Here is a 23072-nt window from a genome sequence, read left to right as displayed (position 1 = left end):
CACCCAACGCCTGATCGGCAGCCATGGAACCAGGTCACTGGACATCGCTGTGCCCGCTTGCGGTGAGCGGAATCGTGAAACTCGCACCCTGGCACGCTGAGTCCGACTCGTTCGTCATACGCACCGCCTGTCCCAGAAGGAACTCCCGAGTCGACCGGCCAGGGATCCTCCACGTCACGGAGAAGCCCGAGGCGGTCAAGGAGACGCCGGTATTGACACAGCCCGCAGTTCGATGAGTTTGATCAGCAGTGACCGCGCCGCCGCGATCGAGGGAGGTGACCAGGACGGGAAAGGTGTTGTCATTCCGAACGGTCACCCGCAGGTCGGATTTGGCTCCCGGATATAACGGACGATTGGGCCGGGGATTTCCGATGATCTCCAGATCGATGGCTGATCCGACTGCCATCGATGAGGTCAGCGATCCTTCCAGCCGCCAGATCGCCCACGCCGCCCCACCGGTGCCGACCAGGATCGCAACGATCGCGAAGGGGACCAGAGGCCGGGCCCTCAGGAATGATCTGGACACTTCGCCGTCCTGTTCCTCTGTGGTGTGGGCGAAAGGTGAGATGTGGAGGGTGCCGATGACACCCTCCACCGTCCGTAAATCAGGCGTTGCTCTGGCCATTGACGAGGACGCTGATGTTGAACGCGTGGCCCTGGCAGTCGTCCTCCGGGTCGGCGACCATACTCAGCTTCCCGGTGTAGGTGAGCGTCGACGACGCCGTCTGGGAGCCGGCCGCACCCAGCGCGAGCCCATTGGTCGCCGTGGGCTGTCCCCCGGGGGTGACGGTGACGTTGCTGGCATTGCAACCGTCGCCCTCGAGTGAACTCGTGACGGTGGGGCCTGTGATGCCGGTGATCAGGACCGGGAACGCGTTCGGGTTCGTCACGGTGAAGGTCAGGTTGTTCGTGCTGCCGGGCCCGAACGCGGGAGAGACCGTGACGTCCGAGACGGTCAGAGTCGCACTGCCCGCCGACGCCTGTGCCGTGCCCGTTCCGGAGAAGAGCCAGGCTGCGTAGGCCGCGCCCCCGGTGGCGGCGACGACGCCAGCGGTCACGAGGGCAGTGGAGCGCTTGGTGAACTTACGCATGGGAATGTTCCTCCTGGAACCAGGTCAGCGTGCGGTCACCCCGGAATGAGTCAGGAGCGACTTACGCGGGGTGCACGTCGTTAATCGGATGTCACCGGGGCCACGAAGCCACCCGGCGCTGGGACCAAAGATGTCGGACCCGGACCAAGCCGACGATCGTCCGTCCCGTTCGGCTGTTGCGTGCGAGATGGCGGTGGATCGGTCCGTCCCGGCTACCCCGTCCGCGTGACACCGCCCGCTCCGGCGATCACCCCGGGCCGTGGCGAAGATCGATGAAACGCGCGACGACCTGCATCGATGGCCACGGTGCATCTACCGGTCGCGGTGGCAACCCCGAGTGCGCCTCGGATTGCCGGAACCCTTCGGATCGACGGCTGTAATGTGAATCCGCGGACCGTTTAGGCATGAAATCGGAGCGGATTCCCAGAACAATTTCCGGCTCGCGGACCCTAACGGGTTAGGGTCTCGCAGGTCCGTTCCCCTGAAAGAGGCTTGACGCTTATGCCTCTGTCGGCCGCTCGGCCCGGACGAGGAACCGGTGAGCCCGTACCGTGAAACCGCCCCGCGCCCGGATCGTCGCCGACAGGCGGGCGAGCTCACGTTCGTACCGCAGGGGGGTGAAGTCTCTGATCTGCCAGGGCACCGATCGCAGTTGATGGACCACCGCGGTGATGTCGTGGAAGGTGAGGGGCGGATGCTCCTCGCGCACATCGGTGACGTGCAGCCCGGCGGCGCGCAGCGCGCCGACCGCGACCTCGGCGTCCCACCGGCGCGGGTGCGGAGGCGGGGCGCCGAGGGAGGTGTTGAGCTCGGCCAGGTCGTCGCTGCCGACCTGCTGGGTGAGCAGGACGCCGCCGGGGGTGAGCAGACGGACGATGTCGGCGGCCGGGAGCCGCCCGTGCCGGCTGAGGACGAGGTCGAACTCGTTCTCCTCGGCCGGCAGCTCGGTCTGCACCGCCACCCCGAACGGCGCGAGCCGTTCGCGGGCGGCGGGTGTGTTGCGGGCCCACGTCTCCACCGCGACGGTGCGCGGGGGAAGCGGGGCGAGCTCGGCGAGCAGCTCGCCGCCGCCGGTGTCGAGGTCGAGGACGCTGCACGCGCGGCGGACCAGGGGGCGGGCCAGGTCGAGGTACGACCAGGACGGCTCGGACGCCACGGCCAGGCCGTCCAGCCAGGCGAACTCCCACCCGGTCATGGAGGCGCCGGTAGCCGCGGCGTTGAGATCCTCTCCCTGCCGGTTGCTGCGCACGCCTGCGAACGTAGCCGGGCCGGGTCTTCGTCAGCGACTCGATCCCACGGCCTTTCCAGGACCGGTGCCGGACTGTGGCTGAACGGTTACCTACCTCTCAATGGCGGACCGGCATGAGGAGCGAGAAATGAGACGCCGATCCCACGGGGCGAGAGTGCGCCGGCCGGACGATCAGCGGGCGGACCGGGCCGTCGAGTTCGAGTTCCAGCTGGCCGGCGGCGCCCGCGTCGAGCGCCTCCAGCAGGAACTCGCGGTTGACCGCGACGTGCGACTCGGTGTCGGCGGCCCACTCGTCGGCGCCGGCGAACCGCAGCCGGCCCGCCGGGTCTAGCCCGAGAACCGACACCGGGTACGGCCGGCCCTCGTGCTCGCGGTCGATCACGGGGGCCCCGGCGAGCAGCGCACGCAGCTCGGCCATGTCGACGGTGACGGTGGAGCCGGCCGGCGGGAGCAGGCGGCGGTAGTCGGGGAAGTCCATGTCGATCGGCTTGCCCTCGACGGTCCGGTCGCCGGCGCGGGCGGTGACCAGACTGTCGGTCAGGTCCACGGTGATCGAGCCGGTACGGACGCCGTGCAGTTCCCCGGCGAGCTGGTACGGCAGGAACAGCCGGGCCGGCGAGCCCTCCACGGTGGCCGCGGTGGTGGCGGCGGCGAGCCGGTAGCGGTCGGTCGCGACCAGCGTGACGGTGTCGTCGCCGGTCTCGAACAGCACGCCGGCCGGGATCGGGTCGGTGGCGCCGGCGGCGGCGAACAGCACGGTGCCGAGGGCCGCGGACAGGTCGGCGGCGGGCAGGGTGATCCGGGTCATCAGGTTCTCCTCCAGGTCGAGCAGGGTGTGCAGGCGGAGGAGCTCACGCTTGGCGTCGGCGAGACCGGATTCCAGCCGGACCAGGTGGTCGTCCAGCTTCGCCCGTACCGCTGAGGGGTTCTTCAGAAGGTCTTGGACCGCTGCCGCGATCTCGCTGACCGGCATCCCGACCCGCCGCAGCCCGGCGATGAGCCGGGCGGCCCGGATCTGCTCGGACGTGTACCGGCGGTAGCCGGTCGCCGGATCCACCGCGGCCGGGACCAGTACGCCCGCGCTGTCGTAGAACCGCAGCGCGCTGATGCTCAGCCCGCTGGCCCGGGCCGCCTCGCCGATGCCCCGCATGTTGCTCTCCACGTCGGTAGACCCTGGTGTCTCGACCCGCTCGAGGGTCAAGCCCGCCCCACCCGGCATGAGGTCAGGCCTGTACCACCAGCATGACGCCCAAGGCGGCCATGACCAGTGCTATCGAGCCGTCGAGAATCCGCCACGCGGCGGGCCGGGCGAGCAGCGGGGCGAGCCGCCGGGCGCCGACGCCGAGCGCGAAGAACCAGCTGAGACTTGCCGCGGCGGCGCCGAGGCCGAACGCCCAGCGGCTGGCGTGCTGTTGCGCGACCGAGCCGAGCAGCAGCACGGTGTCCAGGTAGACGTGCGGGTTGAGGTAGGTCAGGGCGAGGCAGGTGAGCAGGGTGGCCCGCAGTGTCGTCGGGGCCTGGGCCGCCGGGTCGAGGGCGGCCTGCGGGCGCAGTGCGCGGCGGGCGGCGAGGACCGCGTAGCCGATCAGGAACGCGGCGCCGGCCCACCGGATCGCGGTGATCAGCGTGGGCTGCGCGGTGAGGACCGCGCCGAGGCCGGCGATGCCGGCGGAGATCAGCGCGAGGTCGGAGAGGGCGCAGGTCAACACCACCGGGAGTACGTGTTCCCGGCGCAACCCTTGACGGAGGACGAACGCGTTCTGCGCACCGATGGCGATGATCAGTACCGCCGACGCGACGAATCCGGCTATAGCGGAGGAGAGCATGGGCCCGACGCTACGGCCGGATGCGATGCCACTCCAGCTAATCATTCTGACGATGGATTAGTTTTGCTAACGTGGACCAGGTGCAGTTGGCGACCTTCCAGGCCGTCGTGGAGCAGGGTAGTTTCGAGGCGGCGGCCCGTGCGTTGCACGTCACACCGTCCGCGGTCAGCCAGCGGATCAAAGCACTCGAGCAGACCGTCGGTCAGGTGCTGGTGCGCCGCGCCAGACCGTGCACGGCCACCACCGCCGGCCAGGCGCTGCTCCGCTTCGCCAACCAGGTGGCGCTGCTGGAACGGGAGGTCCTCGGCGCCGACGCCACCCGCCTCTCGGTGGTCGTCAACGCCGACTCACTCGACAGCTGGTTCCCGCCGGTGCTGACCGCCGTGCCGGGCGTGCTGTTCGAGCTGCACACCGACGACCAGGACCACACTGCCGACCTGCTGCGGTCCGGCACGGCGATGGCCGCCGTGACCGCCGACCACGTGCCGGTCCAGGGCTGCCGGGTGGAGCGGCTGGGCGTCATGCGCTACCTGGCGGTGGCCGCGCCGGAGCTTGACATCACCGACCTGAACACCACGCCCCTGCTCGCCTTCAACCGCAAGGACCGCATCCAGCACCGCTTCCTGACCGCCCGCTACGACCCGCCGGTGCACTACATCCCGGCCACCGCGTCGTTCAACCGGGCACTTCGGGGCGGCCTGGGCTGGGGCATGCTCTACGAACACGAGGCGGCCGACGATCTCGCGGCCGGACGGCTCGTGGAGATCCGCCCCGGCCGCCACCTGGACATCCCGCTCTACTGGCAGTGCTGGCGGCTCTCGTCGACGGCCCTGGAGACACTGACGGCCGCCGTTCGCACGGCGGCCGCCCAGGCGTTACGGACGTGATCAGTCGTTGGCGTGCAGCGCGCTGTTCAGCTCGATGCCGGTGCCCTTGCGGGACCGGGCCTCCAGCGCGCCGGAGACCGAGTTGCGCCAGAACAGGAGATTGTTCACACCGGACAGTTCGATGGCCTTCACCACACGACCGTCGGGCAGGGTGATCTTCGAGGCGGCCGTGATGTAGGTGCCGGCTTCGACCACGCAGTCGTCGCCGAGCGAGATGCCGACACCCGCGTTCGCGCCGAGCAGGCTGCGCTCACCGATGCGCACCTTCTCCTTGCCGCCGCCGGACAGCGTGCCCATGATCGACGAGCCGCCGCCGATGTCCGAACCGTCGCCGACCACCACACCCTGCACGATCCGGCCCTCGACCATCGAGGTGCCGAGGGTGCCGGCGTTGAAGTTGACGAAACCCTCGTGCATCACGGTGGTGCCGGAGGCCAGGTGGGCGCCGAGACGGACCCGGTCGGCGTCGGCGATCCGGACACCCGCGGGCACCACGTAGTCGATCATGCGGGGGAACTTGTCGACCCCGTAGACGGCCAGCTGACGGCCCGCCGCACGCTCCAGGAAACGCAGCTCGTCGACCCGCTCCGGCGGCACCGGGCCGGCCGACGTCCAGGCCACGTTGGCCAGCTTGCCGAAGATGCCGTCCAGATTCAGCTCGTTGGGCCGGACCAGCCGGTGCGACAGCAGATGCAGCCGAAGGTAGGCGTCCGACGCGTCACCGATCGGGTCGGCAAGCGACTTGACCAGCACCCGCACCTCGACGGTGCTCAGGCCGGGCAGCAGCTTCGGGCCGGTCAGGCCGGCCGGCAGCACCGGCGCGTCGGCCGGCTCCTCACCCAGACCCAGATGGCCCGCGGGGAACCAGGTATCGAGAACCTGACCCTCGGCGGTGACGGTGGCGAGGCCGATGCCCCAGGCGGGCGAAGTCGAGATCGCGGTTTCCACGACCCGAACCCTACCGGACCCTCGATGAGTGATCAGCGGGCTCGTCGGGCCCCGGTATGGTGCGCTCATGGCCAACCCGCTTACCCCGGACGTGCTGGTCGATCCCGTGGTGCTGACCCGTGCCCTGGTCGACATCGAGTCCGTTTCCCGCGACGAGAAGGCGATCGCCGACTGCGTCGAGGACGTCCTCCAGAAGGCCGGGCACCTGAGCGTGCGCCGCCTCGGCAACACGGTGATGGCCCGGACCAGACTGGGCCGGGGACAACGGGTGATCCTGGCCGGTCACCTCGACACCGTCCCGGTCAACGGGAACCTGCCGTCCACCGTCGTCGACGACCTGATCTACGGCTGCGGGACCGCGGACATGAAAGGCGGCGTCGCGCTCGCCCTGCACCTGGCGGTGACCCTGCCCGACCCGCAGTACGACGTGACCTACCTGTTCTACGAGTCCGAGGAGATCGACTCCGAGTTCAACGGGCTCAACCTGGTCGCCGAGGAGCACCCCAAGTGGCTGCGCGCCGACTTCGCGGTGCTGCTCGAACCGACGTTCGGCGCGATCGAGGCCGGCTGCCAGGGCACCATGCAGGTCGACGTCCGGACCCGGGGGCGGCGGGCGCACACCGCGCGGGCGTGGCGCGGCGTCAACGCCATCCACGGGGCCGGTGAGGTGCTGCGACGGCTCGAGGCGTACCACCCGCGGACCGTCACCATCGACGGCTGCACCTACCGGGAGGGCCTGAGCGCGGTCCGGATCAGCGGCGGCGTGGCCGGCAACGTGGTGCCCGACGAGTGTGTCGTCGGGGTCAACCTGCGGTTCGCGCCGGACCGTTCGGAGGCGCAGGCGGCCGAGCACCTGCGGGAGGTCTTCCAGGGCTTCGACGTCGAGGTCACCGACTCGGCCCCGGGTGCGCTGCCCGGTCTCGACGCGGCGCCGGCCCGGGAGTTCCTCGCCGCCGTCGGGATCGAGCCGGCCGCCAAACTCGGCTGGACCGACGTGGCCCGGTTCGCGGCACTGGGCATCCCGGCGCTCAACTACGGTCCCGGCGACCCGTCGCTCGCGCACGCGGCGGACGAGCACGTCGAGATCGGCAAGATCCGCGACGGGGCGGCCACCCTCTACCGGTGGCTGGCGCCCTAGTACTGGACGGTGACCCGGCCGACCGCACGCTGCGGCGGCGGGATCTCCATCGTGGCTTCCGGATCCACGGCCGGTTCCGTGTCACGGGCCGCGAACGCGGCCCGTCGTTCCTCCAGCACCAGGCGGATCCGGCGCTGCATCCTGAGGCGCTCGTGTCGATTCGTCACGGTGGTCGCTCCTTCGCGGGGAGCCCGGTGATGCCAGGTCGGTAACTGTACAGACGCGTCAGGGCTACTGTCGGTTGCTTCAATCTGGCAAAAAGGTCTGCGGGTCGCAATCCTCTTACCGAAACGCAGCCGGTTATTCACCGGGTACTGACCGTCCGCACTACCTTTGTGGCATGACGGACAGCACCAACGGGCGACAGTCGGGGCCGGAGCGTCATCGCGGAGCCGTCACGTTGCGACGTGACGCCATCCCGCCGAGCACGGCCGATCAGAAACTGCTCGACTCCCACAACCGGGAGGAGTGGAAGACCAAGGACGCCTGGCGGGCACTGCGGATCCTCTCCGAGTTCGTCGAGGGCTTCGACACGCTCGCCGACCTGCCCCGCGCGGTCAGCGTCTTCGGCTCGGCCCGCAGTGCCCCCGACAGTTTCGAGTGCGAACTGGCCGAGAACCTGGGCGCCGCCCTGGCCGAAGCCGGCTACGCGGTGATCACCGGCGGCGGTCCCGGTGTCATGGAGGCGGCCAACAAGGGCGCCACCGACGCCGGCGGCATGTCCGTCGGCCTCGGCATCGAGCTGCCCTTCGAGCAGGGCCTCAACGACTCGGTCGACATCGGCATCGACTTCCGCTACTTCTTCGTCCGCAAGACCATGTTCGTCAAGTACGCCCAGGCCTTCGTGGTCCTGCCCGGCGGCTTCGGCACCCTCGACGAGCTGTTCGAGGCCATCACCCTGGTCCAGACGAAGAAGGTCACCCGCTTCCCGGTGATCCTGATGGGCGTCGAGTACTGGGGTGGGCTCCTCGACTGGATGAAGGCCCGGATGCTCGACGAAGGCAAGATCAGTGCCATGGATCTCGATCTGCTCCAGGTCACCGACGACGTCGCCGAGGCCGTCCGCATCATCACCGAAGCCGACCCGGCAGGGCAGCGCTGACGTGGCCGCGATCTGCGTCTTCTGCGCCTCCTCCACCACCCTCGAGCAGCGCTGGCTCGACCTCGCCGCGGAGACCGGCCGCGCCCTCGCCGAACGCGGGCACACCCTGGTCTCCGGCGGCGGCCGGGTCGGCATGATGGGCGCCGTCACCGACGGCGCCCGCTCGGCCGGCGGCCACACCCTCGGCATCATCCCGCAGTACCTGGTCGACCTGGAGGTCGCCGACGAGGCCTCCGCCGAACTGGTCGTCACCGGCGACATGGCCGACCGGAAAACCGTGATGATCGAGCGCTCGGACGCGTTCATCACCCTGCCCGGCGGGCTCGGCACCCTCGACGAACTCTTCGAGGTCTGGACGACGGCGACCCTCGACGTGCACCGCAAACCGATCATCCTGCTCGACCCGGACGGCTTCTACGACGGGCTGACCCGCTGGCTCGGCACCCTGGTCGACCAGAAATTCGTCCGGCCCGCCGCGATGGAGATGCTCCACACCGCGCGTACGGTCACCGAAGCCGTCGACCTCACCGAGGCGACCCTCGCCGCCGGCCCGCGAAGCGGCCCGTCCGGCGCCGCCTCCGGTACAGCGAGTCCCGCCGGTCACTGACCTCTGCGGTACGGGCCACTCCTCCCGTCCGCACGCAAGAGGCACATCGCGTCCCGTCCCGGGCCGGGCGCCTGCCCCCGCCGTCCACCCCCAACCGCGAACCGGTCTCCCCGGCCTCGCGAACCGGCGCGTCTTCCGCGTCGGGTTCCCCGGTCCATACGACGGCCGGGGCCGGGCCCGGTGTCTTCGAAGGGTGGACTGCCGGGGGCCCGGGTGGCGGCTTCGGACCGGCCGTTCGGTGTGATTCGGGAGCGCCCGCCCTTCCTGGCCCGGAATAACGTCATACCGGCGTGCTCTCATAGATGCCGTGAGCACGCCGGTTTCCCTTCCCCCGGTGCGCCGGCCCACCTATCGCCTGGTCCGTCGCCCCCGTCCGGTGGTGCCCGAGCTGCCGGCCGATCCGGTCCAGCGTCGGGTCACCGGTCACACCTCCGGCCCGCTGCTGGTCGTCGGCGGTCCCGGCACCGGCAAGACGTCGGTGCTGGTCGAGTCGGTCGCCGCCCGGATCGCGGAGGGCACCGACCCGGAGCGCATCCTGATCCTCACGTTCGGCCGCCGCAGCGCCGCCGCACTCCGCGACCGCATCGAGGCCCGGATCGCCGACGACCCCGGCCGGATCGTCCACGAGCCTCTCGTGCGGACCTTCCACGCGTATGCGTTCGGTCTGCTCCGCCGGGCCGCCGCCGAGCGTGGCGAGCCGTCCCCACGTCTGCTCACCGGCCCGGAGCAGGACCTGATCATCCGTGAGCTGCTGGCCGTCGTCGCCGATCCCGACGCCCCCGACGAGATCGGCTGGCCGGAGTCCCTGCGCCCGGCCCTGCCCACCCGCGCGTTCGCCCAGCAGCTGCGCGACCTGATGCAGCGTGCCGCCGAGCGTGGCGTCGGCCCGGTCGAGCTGGCCCGCCTCGGCGAGCGCCTGGGCCGCGACGACTGGCCGGCCGCCGCCCGCTTCCTCCGCGAGTACGTCGCGGTGCTGGCCCTCCGCGACGTCACCACCCGGGGCTCGGCCGCCTACGACCCGGCCGAGTTGGTCCGGGCCGCGTCCGGCCTGCTCGCCGACGATCCGGATCTGCTGGAGGCCGAGCGCCGCCGCCTGGCCCACGTCTACGTCGACGAGCTGGCCGAGACCGACCCGGCCCAGGTCGATCTGCTGTCCCAGGTCGCCGGCGGGGGAAAGGCCCTGGTCGCCTTCGCCGATCCCGACTCGTCGATCTACGGTTTCCGCGGCGCCGACCCGACCGTGGTCCCCGCCTTCCCGCCCCGTTTCCGGTCGGTCTCCGGCGCCCCCGCCGAAACCGTCGTCCTGCACACCAACTACCGGTCCGCCCCGCCGTTGCTGACCGCCACCAGCCGGGTGACCCGCCGCATGCGCGGCCCGATGGGGCACCGCCTCATGGTCCCGCCGCCCACCGGAGCCAGCACACCCGCGGGAGACCCGGCCCCGGTTGCATCCGCCCTCGGCCAGGCCCCCGCGAACAGTGCTGTCGATGCCGGTGGTTCCGCGTCGGCCGGTGGTTCGGACGCGGTGAGAGGGGCCCGACCCGTCGGCGGCCCGGAGGCGGCTGGGAGCGCCGGACCCGTCGGCGGCCCGGAGGCGGCTGGGAGCGCCGGAGCTGTCGGTGGTTGGGGGGCCGTCGGTGGTCCGGAGGCTGCCGACGGTGGGGTGGATTTCGGGCCGGTGCCGGGAGCTGTGGTCCGGACGTTCCGGTCGACGGCCGCCGAGACGGCCTACATCGCGCACGCCCTGCGGGAAGCGCACCTCCTGCACGGTGTGCCGTGGTCACGGATGGCGGTGCTGATGCGGTCGACGACGCTGCAGCAGCCGTCGGTGCAGCGGGCGCTGGCCGCCGCCGGGGTGCCGACGATCATTCACGCCGAGGATCTGCCGCTGCACCTGCAACCGGCTGTCGCACCGTTCCTGCTGTTGCTGCGCTGCGCGGTCGACCCGGCGGCACTGAACGAGGAGGCAGCCGTCGCGTTGCTGCACTCCCCGCTCGGTGGGGCCGATCCGCTGGCCGAGCGCCGGCTGCGGCAGGGCCTGCGGGCCCTGGCGATCAGCGCCGGTGACCGCCGTCCCTCCGGTGAACTGCTGGTCGACGCGATCCGCGATCCGGCGGGGCTCGACCTGGTGGAGCGGCGCTGGGCGCGTCCGGCACAGACCGTCGCCCGTCTGCTGACCGTGGCCCGGGAGGCGGCGGCCGAGGCCGGAGCGTCGGCTGAGCAGGTCCTCTGGACGGTCTGGCGGGAGAGCGGACTGCACGACCGCTGGTATGCGATGAGCACCGGCAACACCCCGATGCCGGATCAGCGCGACTCGGCCCGTGCCCGGGAGTGGCGGTCCGAGGCCGCCGACCGCGATCTGGACGCGATGGTGGTCCTCTTCGACGCCGCGGCCCGTTTCGTGGACCGGCTGCCCGGCGCCGGTGTCTCGGTCTTCCTGGATCACGTTCTCGGCCAGGAGTTGCCCGCCGACTCGATCGCCCCGAGCGCCGACCGCGGCGAGGCGGTCCGGCTGCTCACCGCCCACGCGGCGAAGGGCCTGGAGTGGGACGTGGTGATCCTCGCCGGTGTCCAGGAGGGCATCTGGCCGGACCTGCGGCTGCGTGGCAGTCTCCTCGGTTCGGAACGCCTGGTGGACGTCCTGGCCGGCCGCCCGGCGACCGGCCCGGAGGCGATCCTCGGCGAGACGTCGGCCCTGCTGGACGAGGAACGGCGGCTCTTCTACGTGGCCACCACCCGGGCCCGCCGCCGTCTGGTGGTCACCGCGGTGGCGTCGGCGAGCGTCGGCGGTTCGGTCGGCGAGGAGCAGCCCAGCCGCTTCCTCACCGAACTGGCCACCCCCCGCCGCGGCCCCGGCGGCGAACTCCCGCCGGGCCCCCCACCACCGGACCCCTGGGACTCCGGCCCGCCGGACGCGCCCACCCACCCCACCGGCGGTGGTGGCGCACTCACCCTCGATGAGGGCGGTGACTCGGCCTCCGACGAGCGCGAATCCGCTGGCGGGGCCCCCGCTGCCAGCGCGGACGGCTCTGCCGGCGACGTCGCTGCCCTTGATGGGGCCGGCCAGGCAGGCGAGGGCCACGAACCCGTGGACCGCGTTCTTGAGCCGGACGGCAGTGAGCGTGAGCCGGCGGGCGGCGAGGGCGGCGCGGCCCGGCGCGACGGTCCGGCGGAGGGCGAGCTGGGAGACGGGGAAACGGAGCTGCCGGTGGGGCGGCCACCCCGGGCCCTCACCCTGGCCTCGCTGGTGGCCGAGTTGCGTACCGTCGTGGTGGGAAGTGTGGAGACGCCCGGCCGGCGGCGCGCCGCGGCGGCTGAGCTCGCACGTCTCGCGGCCGCCGGGGTGCCGGGAGCGCATCCGGACGAGTGGTGGGGGCTGCGGCCGCTGTCCGACGATCGGCCGCTGGTCGACGAGGGCGAGCCCGTCAAGGTGACGCCGTCGTCGATGGAGAGTGCGCTGCGTTGCAGTCTGCGCTGGCTGCTGGAGCGGCATGGTGGCGCGGCGCCGGCCGGTCCGGCGCAGGGGATCGGCAACCTGGTGCACGCCGCGGCGATGCTGGCGGAGGACGCGAACGCGGATCGGGAGAAACTGGTCGAGTACGTGTCGGCCCGGTTCGATTCGATCGAGCTGGCCGCGCAGTGGCTGGCCGGGCCGGAGCAGGATCGTGCGCAGGCGATGGTGGACAAGTTGCTGCGCTGGCTGGCGGTGAACCCGCGACGGCTGCTGGCGATCGAGCACGAGTTCACGGTGCGGTTGGAGGACGAGCGGAACCCGATCCAGCTGACCGGCCGGGTGGACCGGCTGGAGGTGGACGAGGCCGGCCGGCTCGTGGTGATCGACCTGAAGACCGGGAAGACGACCGCCGTGTCGGCATCCGACGTGGCGGAGAACGCGCAGCTCGGCGGCTACCAGGCGGCGATCGACGCGGGTGCGTTCGCGGATTACGGCTCGGACAGTGGTGGGGCGGCGCTGGTGCAGCTGGGTCCGGGTAAGGACGCCCGCGAGCAGATGCAGGTGCCGTTGGCCGAGGCGGTCGATCCGGGCTGGGCGGACGGCATGGTGCGCCGGACCGCGGCGGCGATGGCCGCGTCCACGTTCTCGGCGGTGGCGAACAGCCGGTGCCGGGTGTGCCCGGTACGCACCAGCTGCCCGATCTCCGGCAAGGGCCGGCAGGTCGTGGAACCGAACGGACCGGATCAGGACTGATGACACAGCCGACGTTGTTCACCGAGGGCCCGCAGCCACGCCGCCGGGTCCGGTCGGGTCCCCGTTTCACGCCGCGTGAGCTGGCCCGGCTGCTGCGCCTGCCGGAGCCGACGTCCGAGCAGGAAGCGATCATCGCGGCGCCGGTGGAGCCGCTGCTGGTGGTGGCGGGCGCCGGGTCGGGCAAGACGGAGACGATGGCGTCGCGGGTGCTGTGGCTGGTCGCGAACGGCTACGCGCATCCGGGCGAGATCCTGGGGCTCACCTTCACCCGGAAGGCGGCGGGGGAACTGGCGCACCGGGTCCGCACCCGGCTGGGGCAGCTGGGCCACCGTCTGGGCCGGGACGAGGCGCTCGCCGGGGAGCCGACCATCTCCACCTACCACGCGTACGCCGCCCGGGTGGTGACCGAGCACGGCCTGCGTGCCGGGTACGAACCGTCGGCACGCCTGCTGACCGAGGCGGCCCGCTGGCAGATCGTCGATTCCCTGGTCCGCACCTACACGGGCGAGATGACCGGGCTCAACCGGGCGCCCGGCACGGTCACCGACGACGTGCTGGCGCTCGCGGCGGAGATGGCCGAGCACCTGGTGGGCCCGGACGATCTGGCCGCGTGGACGGGCCGGTTCTTCGCCGACGTGCAGGAATTCCCCGGCCGGGTCTACGCCGACGTCTCGGAGATGCTGCGCCGCCAGCAGAACAGGCTCACCCTGCTACCCCTGGTCCGCCTCTACGAGCAGCGCAAACTCGACCTGGAAGCGATGGACTTCGGCGACCAGATGGCCCGTGCCGCGCTGGTGGCCCGGGACCATCCGCAGGTCGGGGCGATCGAACGGGGCCGGTTCCGGATCGTGCTGCTCGACGAGTACCAGGACACCAGCCACGCCCAGGTGACGATGCTGAACAACCTGTTCGGCGGTGGGCATCCGGTCACCGCGGTCGGTGACCCGTGCCAGTCGATCTACGGCTGGCGGGGCGCCTCGGCGGGCACGCTGGAACGGTTCCCGGAGGAGTTCCGTGACTCGGCCGGCCATCCGGCCTGGGTGCGCACGCTGACCCGGAGCTGGCGCAACCGCCCCGAGATCCTGCGCGTGGCGAACACGGTGTCGGCGCCGTTGCGCGCCCAGGTGCACCGGTTGCAGGCGGCGGACCGGACGGCGGAGGCGGTCGGCGGCCGGACGGTGACGTGTGCGCTGCTGCCGACGTACGCGGACGAGGCGAACTGGATCGCCGATTCGATGCTGACCGCGTGGCGCCTGGCCGCCGGCATGCCGACGGCACCACCGGGGGAGATCCCACTGGAGCGCCGCCCGACCAGCGCCGTCCTGGTCCGGGTCCGCAGCCAGATCCCGGCGATCGAGGAGGCCCTGCGGGCGCGGGGCCTGCCGGTCGAGGTGGTGGGCCTGGGCGGGCTGCTGGACACTCCCGAGGTCCGGGACGTGGTGTGCACGCTGCGGGTGCTGGCCGACCCGACCGACGGCGCGTCACTGTTGCGGCTGCTCACCGGGGCACGCTGGCGGATCGGGCCGCGTGATCTGGTGGCACTGCACCGGCGGTCGCGGGTGATCGCCAGCGCCCGGGTGGCGTCGTCCGGGCGTACGGCCACCGACCCGGAGCAGATCACCACGGACCGGCTGGACGACGCGACCCTGGTCGAGGCGATGGCCGACCTGGGCGCGCCCCGCAACTACTCGGCGGAGGGGCACCGCCGTCTGCAGGAGTTCGGCCGGGAACTGGCCGCGCTGCGCCGCCGCCTGGATCAGCCACTGCCGGACCTGCTCGCCGACATCGAGCGCACGATCGGCCTGGACGTGGAGGTGGCGGTGCGGGGCTGGGCCGCCGGGGACGCCGGTCTGGCCCGCGGTCACCTGGACGCGCTCGGTGAGGCGGCGACCCGGTACGGCTCCGAGAACGAGTCCGGCACCGTCGCCGGTTTCCTGGCGTTCCTGGCCGCCGCCGAGGAGGAGGAACGCGGCCTGGAACCGGGCCAGGTCGACGTGGTCGAGGGCGCGGTGCAGATCCTGACCGCGCACGCCGCGAAGGGCCTGGAATGGGACGTCGTGTCGGCGGCCGGCCTGTGCCGGGGCGTCTGGCCGGGCCTGGCCCGGTCGTCCGACCACTATCTGGGTGGGATCGGGGTGCTGCCGTTCCCGTTGCGCGGCGACTCGTCGGGCCTTCCGCTGCTCGACCTGTCCGCCGCCAGGGACCAGAAGGACGTGGCCGGCGCGGTGACCACGTTCAGTCGCTCCTGGCGGGAGCACGACGAGCGGGAGGAGCGCCGCCTCGCCTATGTCGCGGTCACCCGGCCGCGCCGGCTGCTGCTGTGTTCCGGCTACTGGTGGGGCGACGGCGTGAAACGCCCGCGCGGCCCGTCGGTCTTCCTCGACGAGATCCGCCAGACGTGCGCGGACGGCGCCGGGGTGGTCGACGTGTGGACGCCGGAGCCGGCGCCGGGCGACAGCAATCCGAGCGATCAGGTGGTGGCGACGGCCGAGTGGCCGGCCGACCCGCTCGGTCTGCGCCGTCCGGCGATGGCGGCTGCCGCCGACCTGATCCGCCGCATGATCGAGAACCCGGACGCGTCCGCGGCCGAGGCCTTCGCCGACCTGGCGGCCGCGGACCCGCAGGTGGCGGCACGCGCCGGCCTCGCGGCCGATCTGGTCGGCCTCGCCGGTCCGGGCGAGATCCCCGGCGACGCCGGCTGGTCGAACCCCACCCCGGGGGTACGGCCCACCCAAACGTCCCCCGCCTCCCCGCCGAGCCCGGCCGCTCCCGCCTCCCTGCCGAGCCCGGCCGCCCCCGGAGAAGTGGGCGGGACCGCTCCGGCCGCACCGGGAGAAGTGGGCGGGACCGCTCCGGCCGCGCCCGGAGAAGTAGGTGGGGTGGGGTCGGCTGCCCCTGAAGACGCCGGCGCAACCGGGCCGGCTGCTGTGAAGCCGCCCCCGCTCCCACGCCAGCCCGGCCCGCGCACCGCTCCCGGCGAGACCGATCCTGATCAGGAAGCACCCACCTCGGACGCGGTGAGCGGGCCGCCGCAGCCCGCGACGGCCCCAGGCTCGCCCGTGTCCGGCGAGGAGGAGCCGGCCGGAGGGGTGGAACGGGCCGGGCTGCTGGCCGCGGTCGAGGCGGCGGACCGGGCCGCCGAGGCCGAGGACCCGGACATCGCCCGCTGGAGGCGGGAGGCGAGACTGCTGCTGGCCGAGCGGGAGGAGCGGACCCGCAAGGACGGCCCGATCGAGGTGACCGTGCCGCCTCACCTGTCGGTGTCGCAGCTGGTAGTGCTGCGCAGGGACCCGCAGTCGCTGGCCCGGTCGTTGCGCCGTCCCCTGCCGCACCGTCCGGCGCCGCAGGCTCGCCGGGGGACGGCGTTCCACGCCTGGCTGGAGCAGCGGTTCGGCGCGGTCCGGTTGCTCGACATCGACGACCTGCCGGGTGCGGCCGACGAGGGTGCCGCGGCCGACGACGAGCTGGCGGCCCTGCAAGAGGCGTTCCTGACGGGGGAGTGGGCGGAGCGGACGCCGGTCGAGGTGGAGGTGCCGTTCGCCACGACGGTCGCCGGGGTGGTCATCCGGGGCCGGATGGACGCGGTCTACGCCGACCCGGACGGCCGGTTCGACGTGATCGACTGGAAGACCGGCCGTCGCCCGTCCGGTGCGGAGGCGGAGGCCGCGGCGGTTCAGCTGTCGGCGTACCGGATCGCCTGGGCATCGCTGGCCGGGGTGCCGGTGCGGAAGGTGCGTGCCGGGTTCCACTATGTCCGTGAGCAGGTCACCGTCCGCCCGGCCGACCTGATGGACGCCGCCGAACTGGCCGCCCTGATCGAGGAGATCCCGGCCGGCCACGAGTGAAGATCAACCCCCGGCTGGCTCTCACCGCTGTCTCAACGTCCTTGAGACAGCGGTGAGAGCCAGCCGGGGTCTTGCCGGTGCCCGGCGAGCCCGGCTGGCTCACGGCGGGACGGTAGGCCGGGGTGTCAGAGTGAGATGGGCTGGAGGGTGTCAGAGGGCGACGGCGAGGAGGTGGAGCAGGGCGGCGGCGTAGGCTTCCTCGGCGGTGGGCGCGGTGAAGTCCTGTGGCCGGCCGAGCAGCTCCGTCCGTACCGTGTGGGTGTCCTGATGCTTGTGCAGTGACCGGAAGGTGCCGCCGAGCAGTTCGCGCAGCTGGTCCTCGCGGGGCAGCCACAGCGCCTCGTCCAGCTCGACATCGTCGAGCGCCCACTCGGTGGTGCCGTTGAAGCCGATGATCCGCCCCTCCGGGCGATCGTGCACCTGGATGGTCATGTTGCTGAGCACGAAGACCTCGTCGTCCAGGTCCCGATCCGGAATGGCGAAACGGTCGCCGAGCTGCGGCTTCCACGCCAAACCCGCGGTCTTTAGCTGCCATGCGAGTTGTACGCCGAGCACCTTGCGGTCCTCCTCTCCGTGCTAGGCTCCTCATCGTTGTCAGTTTGGTTCCCAAGTACTCAGGAGCGCCTGTGGGGAAGTCTGCCCCAGGCGCTCTTTGTCGTAACCCGGGTTTCTCCGGTCGGGCGATCAGTACGGCGACACGAGACCCACAGAATGCGGGTCTTATTACCTCGCTCCCGTCCATAATGGCCAGGAGCGATCGATCGTCGAGGAGACGAGCATGGTTACCGGTGTTGTGAAGTGGTTCAACGCGGACAAGGGCTTCGGGTTCATCACCCCGGACGACGGCGGCGCCGACGTCTTCGCCCACTTCTCTGCGATCCAGATGTCCGGCTACCGGGCCCTGGAAGAGAACCAGCGGGTTGAGTTCGAGGTGACCCAGGGCCAGAAGGGCCCGCAGGCCGCCAACATCCGGGCCCTCTGATTCACTTCTGAGTGTCGGCCGCCTCGTGCGGCCGGGCAGCTGTGATCGAGGGTGTGGGGCGCCGGGCGTCCGGCGTCCCACACCCCAACAAGAACGGTGCCGTCCCCCTCGGGGGTCCGGCACCGTTTTTCGTGGGCGTCAGACGGATGCCGCGGGGACGTCAGGCGGATGCGGCGGGGACGTCAGACGGATGCCGTGGGGCCGTCAGACGGATGCCGCGTGGGCGTCAGACGGATGCGGCGGGGCTCGGCAGTGGCGCCGTGCCGCCCAGGTGCGCCGGCAGCCACCAGCGATCGTCCGGCCCGGCCGGCTTGTCGGGGTAGGCCTGCTGCACCGCGTCGAGCAGCACGGTCAGCCGCTCCTTCAGCGTCGCGGTGATCGCCTCCGGCGTCGCGTCCGCGGCCACCGGGATCGCCTCACCGATCTTGATGATGACCGGCACGTGGCGCTTGGTCAGCTCCTTCTTGCGCCCCTTGGTCCAGAGCCGGTGCGGCCCCCAGACGGCCATCGGGATCAGCGGGACGGCGGCCTCCTGGGCCATCCGGGCCGCGCCCGACTTGAGCGCCTTGATGGTGAACGACTCGCTGATCGTCGCCTCGGGGAAGACCCCGACGATCTCGCCGCTCTTCAGCGAGTCGATGGCGTGCTTGAAGGCGGCGGTGCCGGCTTTGCGGTCGACCGGGATGTGCCGCATGCCGCGCATCAGCGGACCGCTGATCTTGTGGTCGAAGACCTGCTTCTTCGCCATGAAACGGACCAGCCGGTCGGCCGGCTGTGCGCCGAAGCCGCAGTAGATGAAGTCCAGGTAGCTGGAGTGGTTGCTGGCCAGCACCGCCCCGCCGGTCGGGGGGATGTGCTCGGCGCCCTCGACGACGATCTTGTTGTCGAGCACGCGGAACATCGTCTTGGCCAGGGCGACGACCGGGGGATACACCAGTTCCATGGCAGCACGGTAACCGAAGTTTCCAGGAACGGCTCGGGTCGCCAGCACAATTTCGGCACGCTTGTCCGCCTGTGGGACGGGGTGTGGGCCGCCCAGGTCACGGCGACGGTGGTGTTCACTGGTGTGCATGTCCGAGCCGAAGCCACCGACGCCCGCCTGGGAGCGGGCGGGCGGGCCGTGGTCGTCGGGGATGGTGACGGCGTACCGCGTACCCGGGGAGAGACCGCAGCCCGAGGCACCCCCGGAGCCGACCGGCCCGGATGGACCGGAACGGCGCCGGCGGCAGTTGAGGATCTTCGGTGGGGTGGCCGGGGTGATCCTGGCGGCCGGCCTGGCCGTGCTGCTCGTGATGATCTTCGGCGGTGACGGCGATCCGTTCGGGGAGAAGGCGGCGGCGCCGGCCGATCTGCGGCCGCCGCTCGCGCAGGCCTGCCCGGCGCCGACGGTGTCACCGGGCGGCGCGGCGCCCACCGCGCCGAGCGTTCCGGCACCACCGCCGGCCGACGGCGAGCGCACCGTCGATCCGGATGCCGGGATCACCTACAAGAGGTACGGGGCGCCCTGGACCCCCTGGACCGAGGTGTGGAGGGCGGGCACCCTGGAGGTGCCGTACCGGGTCGGGGCAGCACTTCGTGACCGAGGTCTACCAGGGTGGGCAGTACCATGCGTCGATCCTGTCGGCGGCGGTTCCGGCGGCCGACAACGACGCGGTGACGCTCGATCTGGAGTGTGTGGGCCGGCAGGTCGCGGCGGACGTGCGGGCCGAGTACTACCCGCAGCCGAACAGCATGCAGCCGCTGCGCGACGAGGTGACGACCCTCGGCGGGCGGCCGGCGTGGGTGAGTGAGTTCCGGCTGAGCTTCAAGGAACCGGGCCTGACCGCCACCTCGGAACTCTCCGCGGTGGCGGTCATCGACGTCGGTAAGCCGACGGCGGCGGTCCTGTACGTCTCGATCCCGGACACCCACCGGCGGTTCGACCACGTGGTGGACGAGGTCCTCGACTCGGTTCGGCCGATTTAGATCAGTTGCCGGTCAGGCCCCACCGCTTGCGCAGGGCGCCGTCGGCGGCGTTGAAGAACTGGTCGACCAGGATGCCGATGACCAGCACCACGATGATGTAGGCGAGCACCGCGACCGCGTCGCTCAGGTCGCGGGCGGTCTGCATCCGTACCCCGATCGAGACCGTGCCCGGCACGATGACCAGCAGTTCCCCGGCCATCAGGCTGCGCCAGGAGAACGCCCAGCCCTGCTTGAGGCCGGAGACGAAGGACGGCAGCGACGCCGGCAGGATCAGGTGGCGGTACTTCGCGATGCCCCTCATGCCCATCACCTGGCCGACCCGCAGCCAGGTTCGCGGCACGTAGTCGATCCCGCTGATCAGGCCGTTCGCCACCGACGGTGCGGCGCCGATGACGACCACGAAAAGGATCGCCTTCTCACCGAGCTGGAAGAGCAGGATGGCGAGCGGGAACCACATGATCGACGGCATGGTCTGCAGGCCGGTGATCAGCGAGCCGATCGCGGCGCGCAGCGGCCGGAACTGGGAGACCGCCGCGCCGATCAGCGTGCCGATCGCCACGGCCAGGGCGAATCCGGTGAGCGCCCGGGTCATGGTCAGCTGTACGCCGTCCCAGAACTTCGGCTCGGTGATCAACGCGCCGAGTTCGGCGAACACGTCGGCGGGCGGCGGGAAGACGTAGGCCGGCCGCCACTCGGACAGGTAGACGATCTGCCACGCGCCGACGACGATCGCGATGGCCAGCGCCTTGGGCCAGAAGCTGCTCCAGACGCGCCGGCCGAGCGCGCCCTTCTCCTTCTTCGGGCCGAGCTCGAGAGCGTCGAGGCCGCTGACCTCGTCCGCCTGCTTCTGCTTCTCGACGACCTCAGTTGGCATGACGTGCCACCTCCGCACGGAGCCGGTCGGTGATCTCGGCGGCCTGGCCGGAGACCTCAGGGGAGTCGATGCGCCGCGGGCGCGGATGGCCGATCTTGAAGTCCTCGATGACCCGGCCGGGCCGGCTGCTCAGCAGGATCACCCGGTCGCCGAGGCGGACCGCCTCGCGCACGTTGTGGGTGACGAAGAGAACGGTCAGTTCCTGCTCGCGCCAGATCCGTTCCAGTTCGTCGTGCAGGATGTCGCGGGTCATCGCGTCGAGCGCGCCGAACGGCTCGTCCATCAGCAGGACGTCGGCGTTCTGGGCGAGCGCGCGGGCCAGCGCGACACGCTGCCGCATCCCGCCGGAGAGTTCGTGCGGGCGCTTGTCGTCGAAACCGTCCAGCCGGACGATCTCGAGCAACTCCCGGGCCCGCTTCCTGCGGTCGGCGCGGCCCACCCCCTGGAGTTTGAGCGGCAGCTCGACGTTGCCGGCCACCGAGAGCCAGGGGAAGAGGGCGGCCTCCTGGAACATCAGCGCGACGTGGCGCCCGCCGATGTCCAGGGTGCCGGTGGTGATCTGGTCGAGGCCGGCGACCAGCGAGAGCAGGGTGCTCTTGCCACAGCCGGAGGCGCCGAGGAGGCAGACGAACTCCCCCTGGGCGACATCGAGCGAGACGTGGTCGAGGGCGAGCAGAGCGTTGCTCCCCGAACCGTACTGCTTGGTGACATCGTCGATCCGGACGACCGTGCTCATACTCGCCCTCCTCCTCGTTCCGCGGGATCAGACCGCGGTGTCGCTGACCTCGGCCTGGCCGTCCGCCTTCAGCAGCTCGTTGAGCAGCGTGATGTCGTAGATGCCCTGCAGGTCCACCGGGTCGAGCAGGCCGACCTCCTCCGCGTGCTTCGCGCTGGTGAAGAGCGAGGACGCGATCGGGTCGTAGGTGAACTTGAGGTTCGCGAACGCGGCGGTGAGGATCTCGTCCTTCAGCGGCTTGCTGGTGAGCGCCTCGATCTGGGCGTTTGCGGCCTTCTGCGCGTCGGCGTTGCTGTCCTTGATGTACTTGACCGCCGCGATGTGGCCCTGGAGCAGCTTCTTGACCGTTCCCGGGTACTTCTTCAGGAACTCCTGGCTGACGATCAGGTGGGTGGTCACGAACTCCTGGTTCGGCCACAGCGTCTTCTCGTCGACCAGGACCTTGCCCTTGGACTCGAGGACCAGCTTGCTGTAGTTGGGCTCCGGCACCCAGGCGCCGTCGATGGTGCCCTGCGCGAACGCCTGGATCGCGGTCGCGTTGTCCTGCGGCAGGACCGAGACGTCGCCGCCGCCGCTGGTGTCGGCGTTGAGGCCGTTCTGCTTCAGCCAGGCGCGCAGCGCGACGTCCTGGGTGTTGCCCAGCTGCGGGGTGGCGATCTTCTTGCCCTTGAGGTCGGCCGGGGTGTTGATGCCCTCCTTGACGACCAGGCCGGCGCCGCCCGAGGTGCTGCCCGCGATGATCTTCAGTGCGGAGCCCTTGGACTTGGACCAGCCGTTGATCGCCGGGTTCGGGCCGATGTAGGTGGCGTCGATCGCGCCGGAGAGCAGCGCCTCGATCGCGGCCGGGCCGGCGTTGAAGGTGGTCGCCTCCAGCTTGGTGCCGCCCAGCTTCTCGGCGAACAGGCCCTTGTTCACGCCGACCAGGGCGGGGGCGTGGGTGATGTTGGGGAAGTAACCCAGCTTGATGGCCGGGGCCTCGGCCGCGTTACCGGCGGCGGCCTCGGCGGCGGTCTTGTCCTCGTCCTTGGAACCGCAGGCGGCCAGCGCGGTCGTGGCCACCAGCGCGGCCGAGGCAAGGGCCAGCGCACGGAGGGTGCGGGAGCTCATGCTCACTCCTAATTTCTTCTCACTGAGATGTGGGAGAGTTCGGCCAGGGTCTTGTGGTCGACCACACCCTCGATGGCCGCCTCGACGGCGACCCACACGTCGTGCAGCGCCGTCGCCGCACCGTGGTAGGTCGCCGTGGACGTGGGCAGCCCACGGACCGTGGTGAGGGCACCCCCGACGGCGCGAACGACGTCGCCGACGGTGATCTCCTCGGCGGGGCGTGCCAAGGCGTACCCGCCGTCCACGCCACGATGACTGTGCAGCAGTCCGGCGCGGCGCAGATCGAGCAGGATTCCCTGAAGGAAGCTGAGCGGGATGTCCTGGACGGCAGCCAGTCCGGCGGCCTTCACCAGGCGTGGGTGCTCGGCGGTGACCGCCAGCATCGCGCGTACGGCGTAGTCCGTGCGAGCCGAGACGTACACGACGCGCTCCCCCTCCCGCGGATACTTCGGTATGCCTATCTGTTGGATGGGAATACTGGACCATATGGGTTTGGTGCGTCAACCCT

Annotated in this window: 21 protein-coding genes; 8 read left to right on the top strand and 13 right to left on the bottom strand. The window is 71.3% G+C overall.

What is annotated here, in order from left to right:
* Positions 1–34: 34 nt before the first annotated feature.
* The 5 genes from BC793_RS48740 to BC793_RS09545 all read right to left on the bottom strand — a co-directional run bounded on the left by BC793_RS48740 (position 35) and on the right by BC793_RS09545 (position 4166).
* Positions 35–625: a hypothetical protein gene (locus BC793_RS48740; protein WP_158319214.1), complete on the bottom strand. Its 591-nt coding sequence runs from the start codon at positions 623–625 to the stop codon at positions 35–37.
* On the bottom strand, positions 606–1091 hold the full coding sequence (locus tag BC793_RS09560; protein WP_109591332.1) for a hypothetical protein: 486 nt from the start codon (positions 1089–1091) through the stop codon (positions 606–608). Before BC793_RS09560 ends, BC793_RS48740 begins: the two co-directional genes overlap by 20 nt.
* A 499-nt stretch (positions 1092–1590) precedes the next feature.
* The gene (locus tag BC793_RS09555; RefSeq protein WP_109591330.1) at positions 1591–2340 is read right to left on the bottom strand and encodes a methyltransferase domain-containing protein; all 750 of its coding nucleotides are present in this window, start codon (positions 2338–2340) and stop codon (positions 1591–1593) included.
* A gap of 97 nt (positions 2341–2437) precedes the next feature.
* The gene (locus tag BC793_RS09550; RefSeq protein ID WP_109591521.1) at positions 2438–3490 is read right to left on the bottom strand and encodes a DNA polymerase III subunit beta family protein; all 1053 of its coding nucleotides are present in this window, start codon (positions 3488–3490) and stop codon (positions 2438–2440) included.
* A 73-nt stretch (positions 3491–3563) separates the two neighbouring features.
* Positions 3564–4166, bottom strand: coding sequence for a LysE/ArgO family amino acid transporter (locus BC793_RS09545; protein ID WP_109591328.1), 603 nt, complete (start codon positions 4164–4166; stop codon positions 3564–3566).
* Between the two features lie 71 nt (positions 4167–4237).
* On the opposite strand from BC793_RS09545, the gene BC793_RS09540 reads away from it, so the two are divergent.
* Complete coding sequence (locus BC793_RS09540; protein WP_109591326.1) at positions 4238–5053, top strand: LysR family transcriptional regulator ArgP; 816 nt, start codon at positions 4238–4240, stop codon at positions 5051–5053.
* Here the strand turns inward: BC793_RS09540 and dapD are convergent, their stop codons facing one another.
* Positions 5054–6001 (bottom strand): 2,3,4,5-tetrahydropyridine-2,6-dicarboxylate N-succinyltransferase, encoded by a 948-nt coding sequence (dapD, locus tag BC793_RS09535; protein ID WP_203896051.1) that lies wholly within the window; start codon positions 5999–6001, stop codon positions 5054–5056. It lies immediately after the preceding gene.
* 67 nt (positions 6002–6068) lie between these two features.
* On the opposite strand from dapD, the gene dapE reads away from it, so the two are divergent.
* Positions 6069–7139 (top strand): succinyl-diaminopimelate desuccinylase, encoded by a 1071-nt coding sequence (gene dapE / locus BC793_RS09530; RefSeq protein ID WP_109591517.1) that lies wholly within the window; start codon positions 6069–6071, stop codon positions 7137–7139.
* On the opposite strand, the gene BC793_RS49495 is transcribed toward dapE, so the two are convergent.
* Positions 7136–7306 carry a hypothetical protein gene (locus tag BC793_RS49495; RefSeq protein ID WP_158319213.1) on the bottom strand — a complete coding sequence of 57 codons (171 nt, stop codon included), beginning with the start codon at positions 7304–7306 and terminating at the stop codon, positions 7136–7138. The genes dapE and BC793_RS49495 overlap by 4 nt on opposite strands.
* 173 nt (positions 7307–7479) lie before the next feature.
* Here BC793_RS49495 and BC793_RS09525 point away from each other — a divergent pair, with 173 nt between their 5' ends.
* The 4 genes from BC793_RS09525 to BC793_RS09510 all read left to right on the top strand — a co-directional run bounded on the left by BC793_RS09525 (position 7480) and on the right by BC793_RS09510 (position 16900).
* Entirely contained in the window at positions 7480–8241 is a 762-nt protein-coding gene (locus BC793_RS09525; RefSeq protein WP_109591324.1) for an LOG family protein, read from the top strand.
* Between the two features lies 1 nt (position 8242).
* Positions 8243–8848, top strand: a complete 606-nt coding sequence (locus tag BC793_RS09520) for an LOG family protein (protein ID WP_109591322.1) — start codon at positions 8243–8245, stop codon at positions 8846–8848.
* 307 nt (positions 8849–9155) lie between these two features.
* Positions 9156–13055, top strand: coding sequence for an ATP-dependent helicase (locus BC793_RS09515; protein ID WP_109591320.1), 3900 nt, complete (start codon positions 9156–9158; stop codon positions 13053–13055).
* On the top strand, positions 13055–16900 hold the full coding sequence (locus tag BC793_RS09510; protein WP_109591318.1) for an ATP-dependent helicase: 3846 nt from the start codon (positions 13055–13057) through the stop codon (positions 16898–16900). The genes BC793_RS09515 and BC793_RS09510 overlap by 1 nt, the downstream gene beginning before the upstream one ends.
* A gap of 150 nt (positions 16901–17050) precedes the next feature.
* Here the strand turns inward: BC793_RS09510 and BC793_RS09505 are convergent, their stop codons facing one another.
* Entirely contained in the window at positions 17051–17413 is a 363-nt protein-coding gene (locus BC793_RS09505; RefSeq protein WP_239169733.1) for a pilus assembly protein CpaE, read from the bottom strand.
* Between the two features lie 265 nt (positions 17414–17678).
* On the opposite strand from BC793_RS09505, the gene cspE reads away from it, so the two are divergent.
* Positions 17679–17882 carry a transcription antiterminator/RNA stability regulator CspE gene (gene cspE, locus BC793_RS09500; protein ID WP_093619181.1) on the top strand — a complete coding sequence of 68 codons (204 nt, stop codon included), beginning with the start codon at positions 17679–17681 and terminating at the stop codon, positions 17880–17882.
* Positions 17883–18108: 226 nt separating this feature from the next.
* On the opposite strand, the gene BC793_RS09495 is transcribed toward cspE, so the two are convergent.
* The gene (locus tag BC793_RS09495) at positions 18109–18825 is read right to left on the bottom strand and encodes a lysophospholipid acyltransferase family protein (RefSeq protein ID WP_109591314.1); all 717 of its coding nucleotides are present in this window, start codon (positions 18823–18825) and stop codon (positions 18109–18111) included.
* A 632-nt stretch (positions 18826–19457) separates the two neighbouring features.
* Here BC793_RS09495 and BC793_RS51160 point away from each other — a divergent pair.
* A complete protein-coding gene (locus BC793_RS51160) occupies positions 19458–19847 on the top strand; it encodes a hypothetical protein (RefSeq protein ID WP_239169732.1) in 390 nt (129 codons plus the stop codon).
* 1 nt (position 19848) lies between these two features.
* Here the strand turns inward: BC793_RS51160 and BC793_RS09485 are convergent, their stop codons facing one another.
* From BC793_RS09485 to BC793_RS09470, 4 genes are read right to left on the bottom strand one after another with little or no spacing between them, the layout of a single operon-like run.
* Entirely contained in the window at positions 19849–20721 is an 873-nt protein-coding gene (locus BC793_RS09485) for an ABC transporter permease (protein WP_109591312.1), read from the bottom strand.
* Positions 20711–21457 (bottom strand): ABC transporter ATP-binding protein, encoded by a 747-nt coding sequence (locus BC793_RS09480; RefSeq protein ID WP_109591311.1) that lies wholly within the window; start codon positions 21455–21457, stop codon positions 20711–20713. The genes BC793_RS09485 and BC793_RS09480 overlap by 11 nt, the downstream gene beginning before the upstream one ends.
* A gap of 27 nt (positions 21458–21484) precedes the next feature.
* Positions 21485–22564, bottom strand: a complete 1080-nt coding sequence (locus BC793_RS09475) for an ABC transporter substrate-binding protein (protein ID WP_109591515.1) — start codon at positions 22562–22564, stop codon at positions 21485–21487.
* An 8-nt stretch (positions 22565–22572) separates the two neighbouring features.
* Positions 22573–22986, bottom strand: a complete 414-nt coding sequence (locus BC793_RS09470; RefSeq protein ID WP_109591309.1) for an RrF2 family transcriptional regulator — start codon at positions 22984–22986, stop codon at positions 22573–22575.
* Positions 22987–23072 lie beyond the last annotated feature (86 nt).

It is taken from the genome of Actinoplanes xinjiangensis, assembly GCF_003148685.1.
Classification (GTDB): domain Bacteria; phylum Actinomycetota; class Actinomycetes; order Mycobacteriales; family Micromonosporaceae; genus Actinoplanes; species Actinoplanes xinjiangensis.
The sequence above is the reverse complement of the archived record's forward strand: the minus strand, read 5'-3'. Positions and strand labels throughout refer to the sequence as shown.

Coding starts and splice junctions, on each gene's coding strand:
- BC793_RS09485 (WP_109591312.1), bottom strand. CDS start 20,721: ATGCCAACTGAGGTCGTCGAGAAGCAGAAGCAGGCGGACGAGGTCAGC.
- BC793_RS09545 (WP_109591328.1), bottom strand. CDS start 4,166: ATGCTCTCCTCCGCTATAGCCGGATTCGTCGCGTCGGCGGTACTGATC.
- cspE (WP_093619181.1), top strand. CDS start 17,679: ATGGTTACCGGTGTTGTGAAGTGGTTCAACGCGGACAAGGGCTTCGGG.
- BC793_RS09510 (WP_109591318.1), top strand. CDS start 13,055: ATGACACAGCCGACGTTGTTCACCGAGGGCCCGCAGCCACGCCGCCGG.
- BC793_RS09480 (WP_109591311.1), bottom strand. CDS start 21,457: ATGAGCACGGTCGTCCGGATCGACGATGTCACCAAGCAGTACGGTTCG.
- BC793_RS09550 (WP_109591521.1), bottom strand. CDS start 3,490: ATGCGGGGCATCGGCGAGGCGGCCCGGGCCAGCGGGCTGAGCATCAGC.
- BC793_RS48740 (WP_158319214.1), bottom strand. CDS start 625: ATGGCCAGAGCAACGCCTGATTTACGGACGGTGGAGGGTGTCATCGGC.
- BC793_RS09495 (WP_109591314.1), bottom strand. CDS start 18,825: ATGGAACTGGTGTATCCCCCGGTCGTCGCCCTGGCCAAGACGATGTTC.
- BC793_RS09560 (WP_109591332.1), bottom strand. CDS start 1,091: ATGCGTAAGTTCACCAAGCGCTCCACTGCCCTCGTGACCGCTGGCGTC.
- BC793_RS09525 (WP_109591324.1), top strand. CDS start 7,480: ATGACGGACAGCACCAACGGGCGACAGTCGGGGCCGGAGCGTCATCGC.
- BC793_RS09475 (WP_109591515.1), bottom strand. CDS start 22,564: ATGAGCTCCCGCACCCTCCGTGCGCTGGCCCTTGCCTCGGCCGCGCTG.
- dapE (WP_109591517.1), top strand. CDS start 6,069: ATGGCCAACCCGCTTACCCCGGACGTGCTGGTCGATCCCGTGGTGCTG.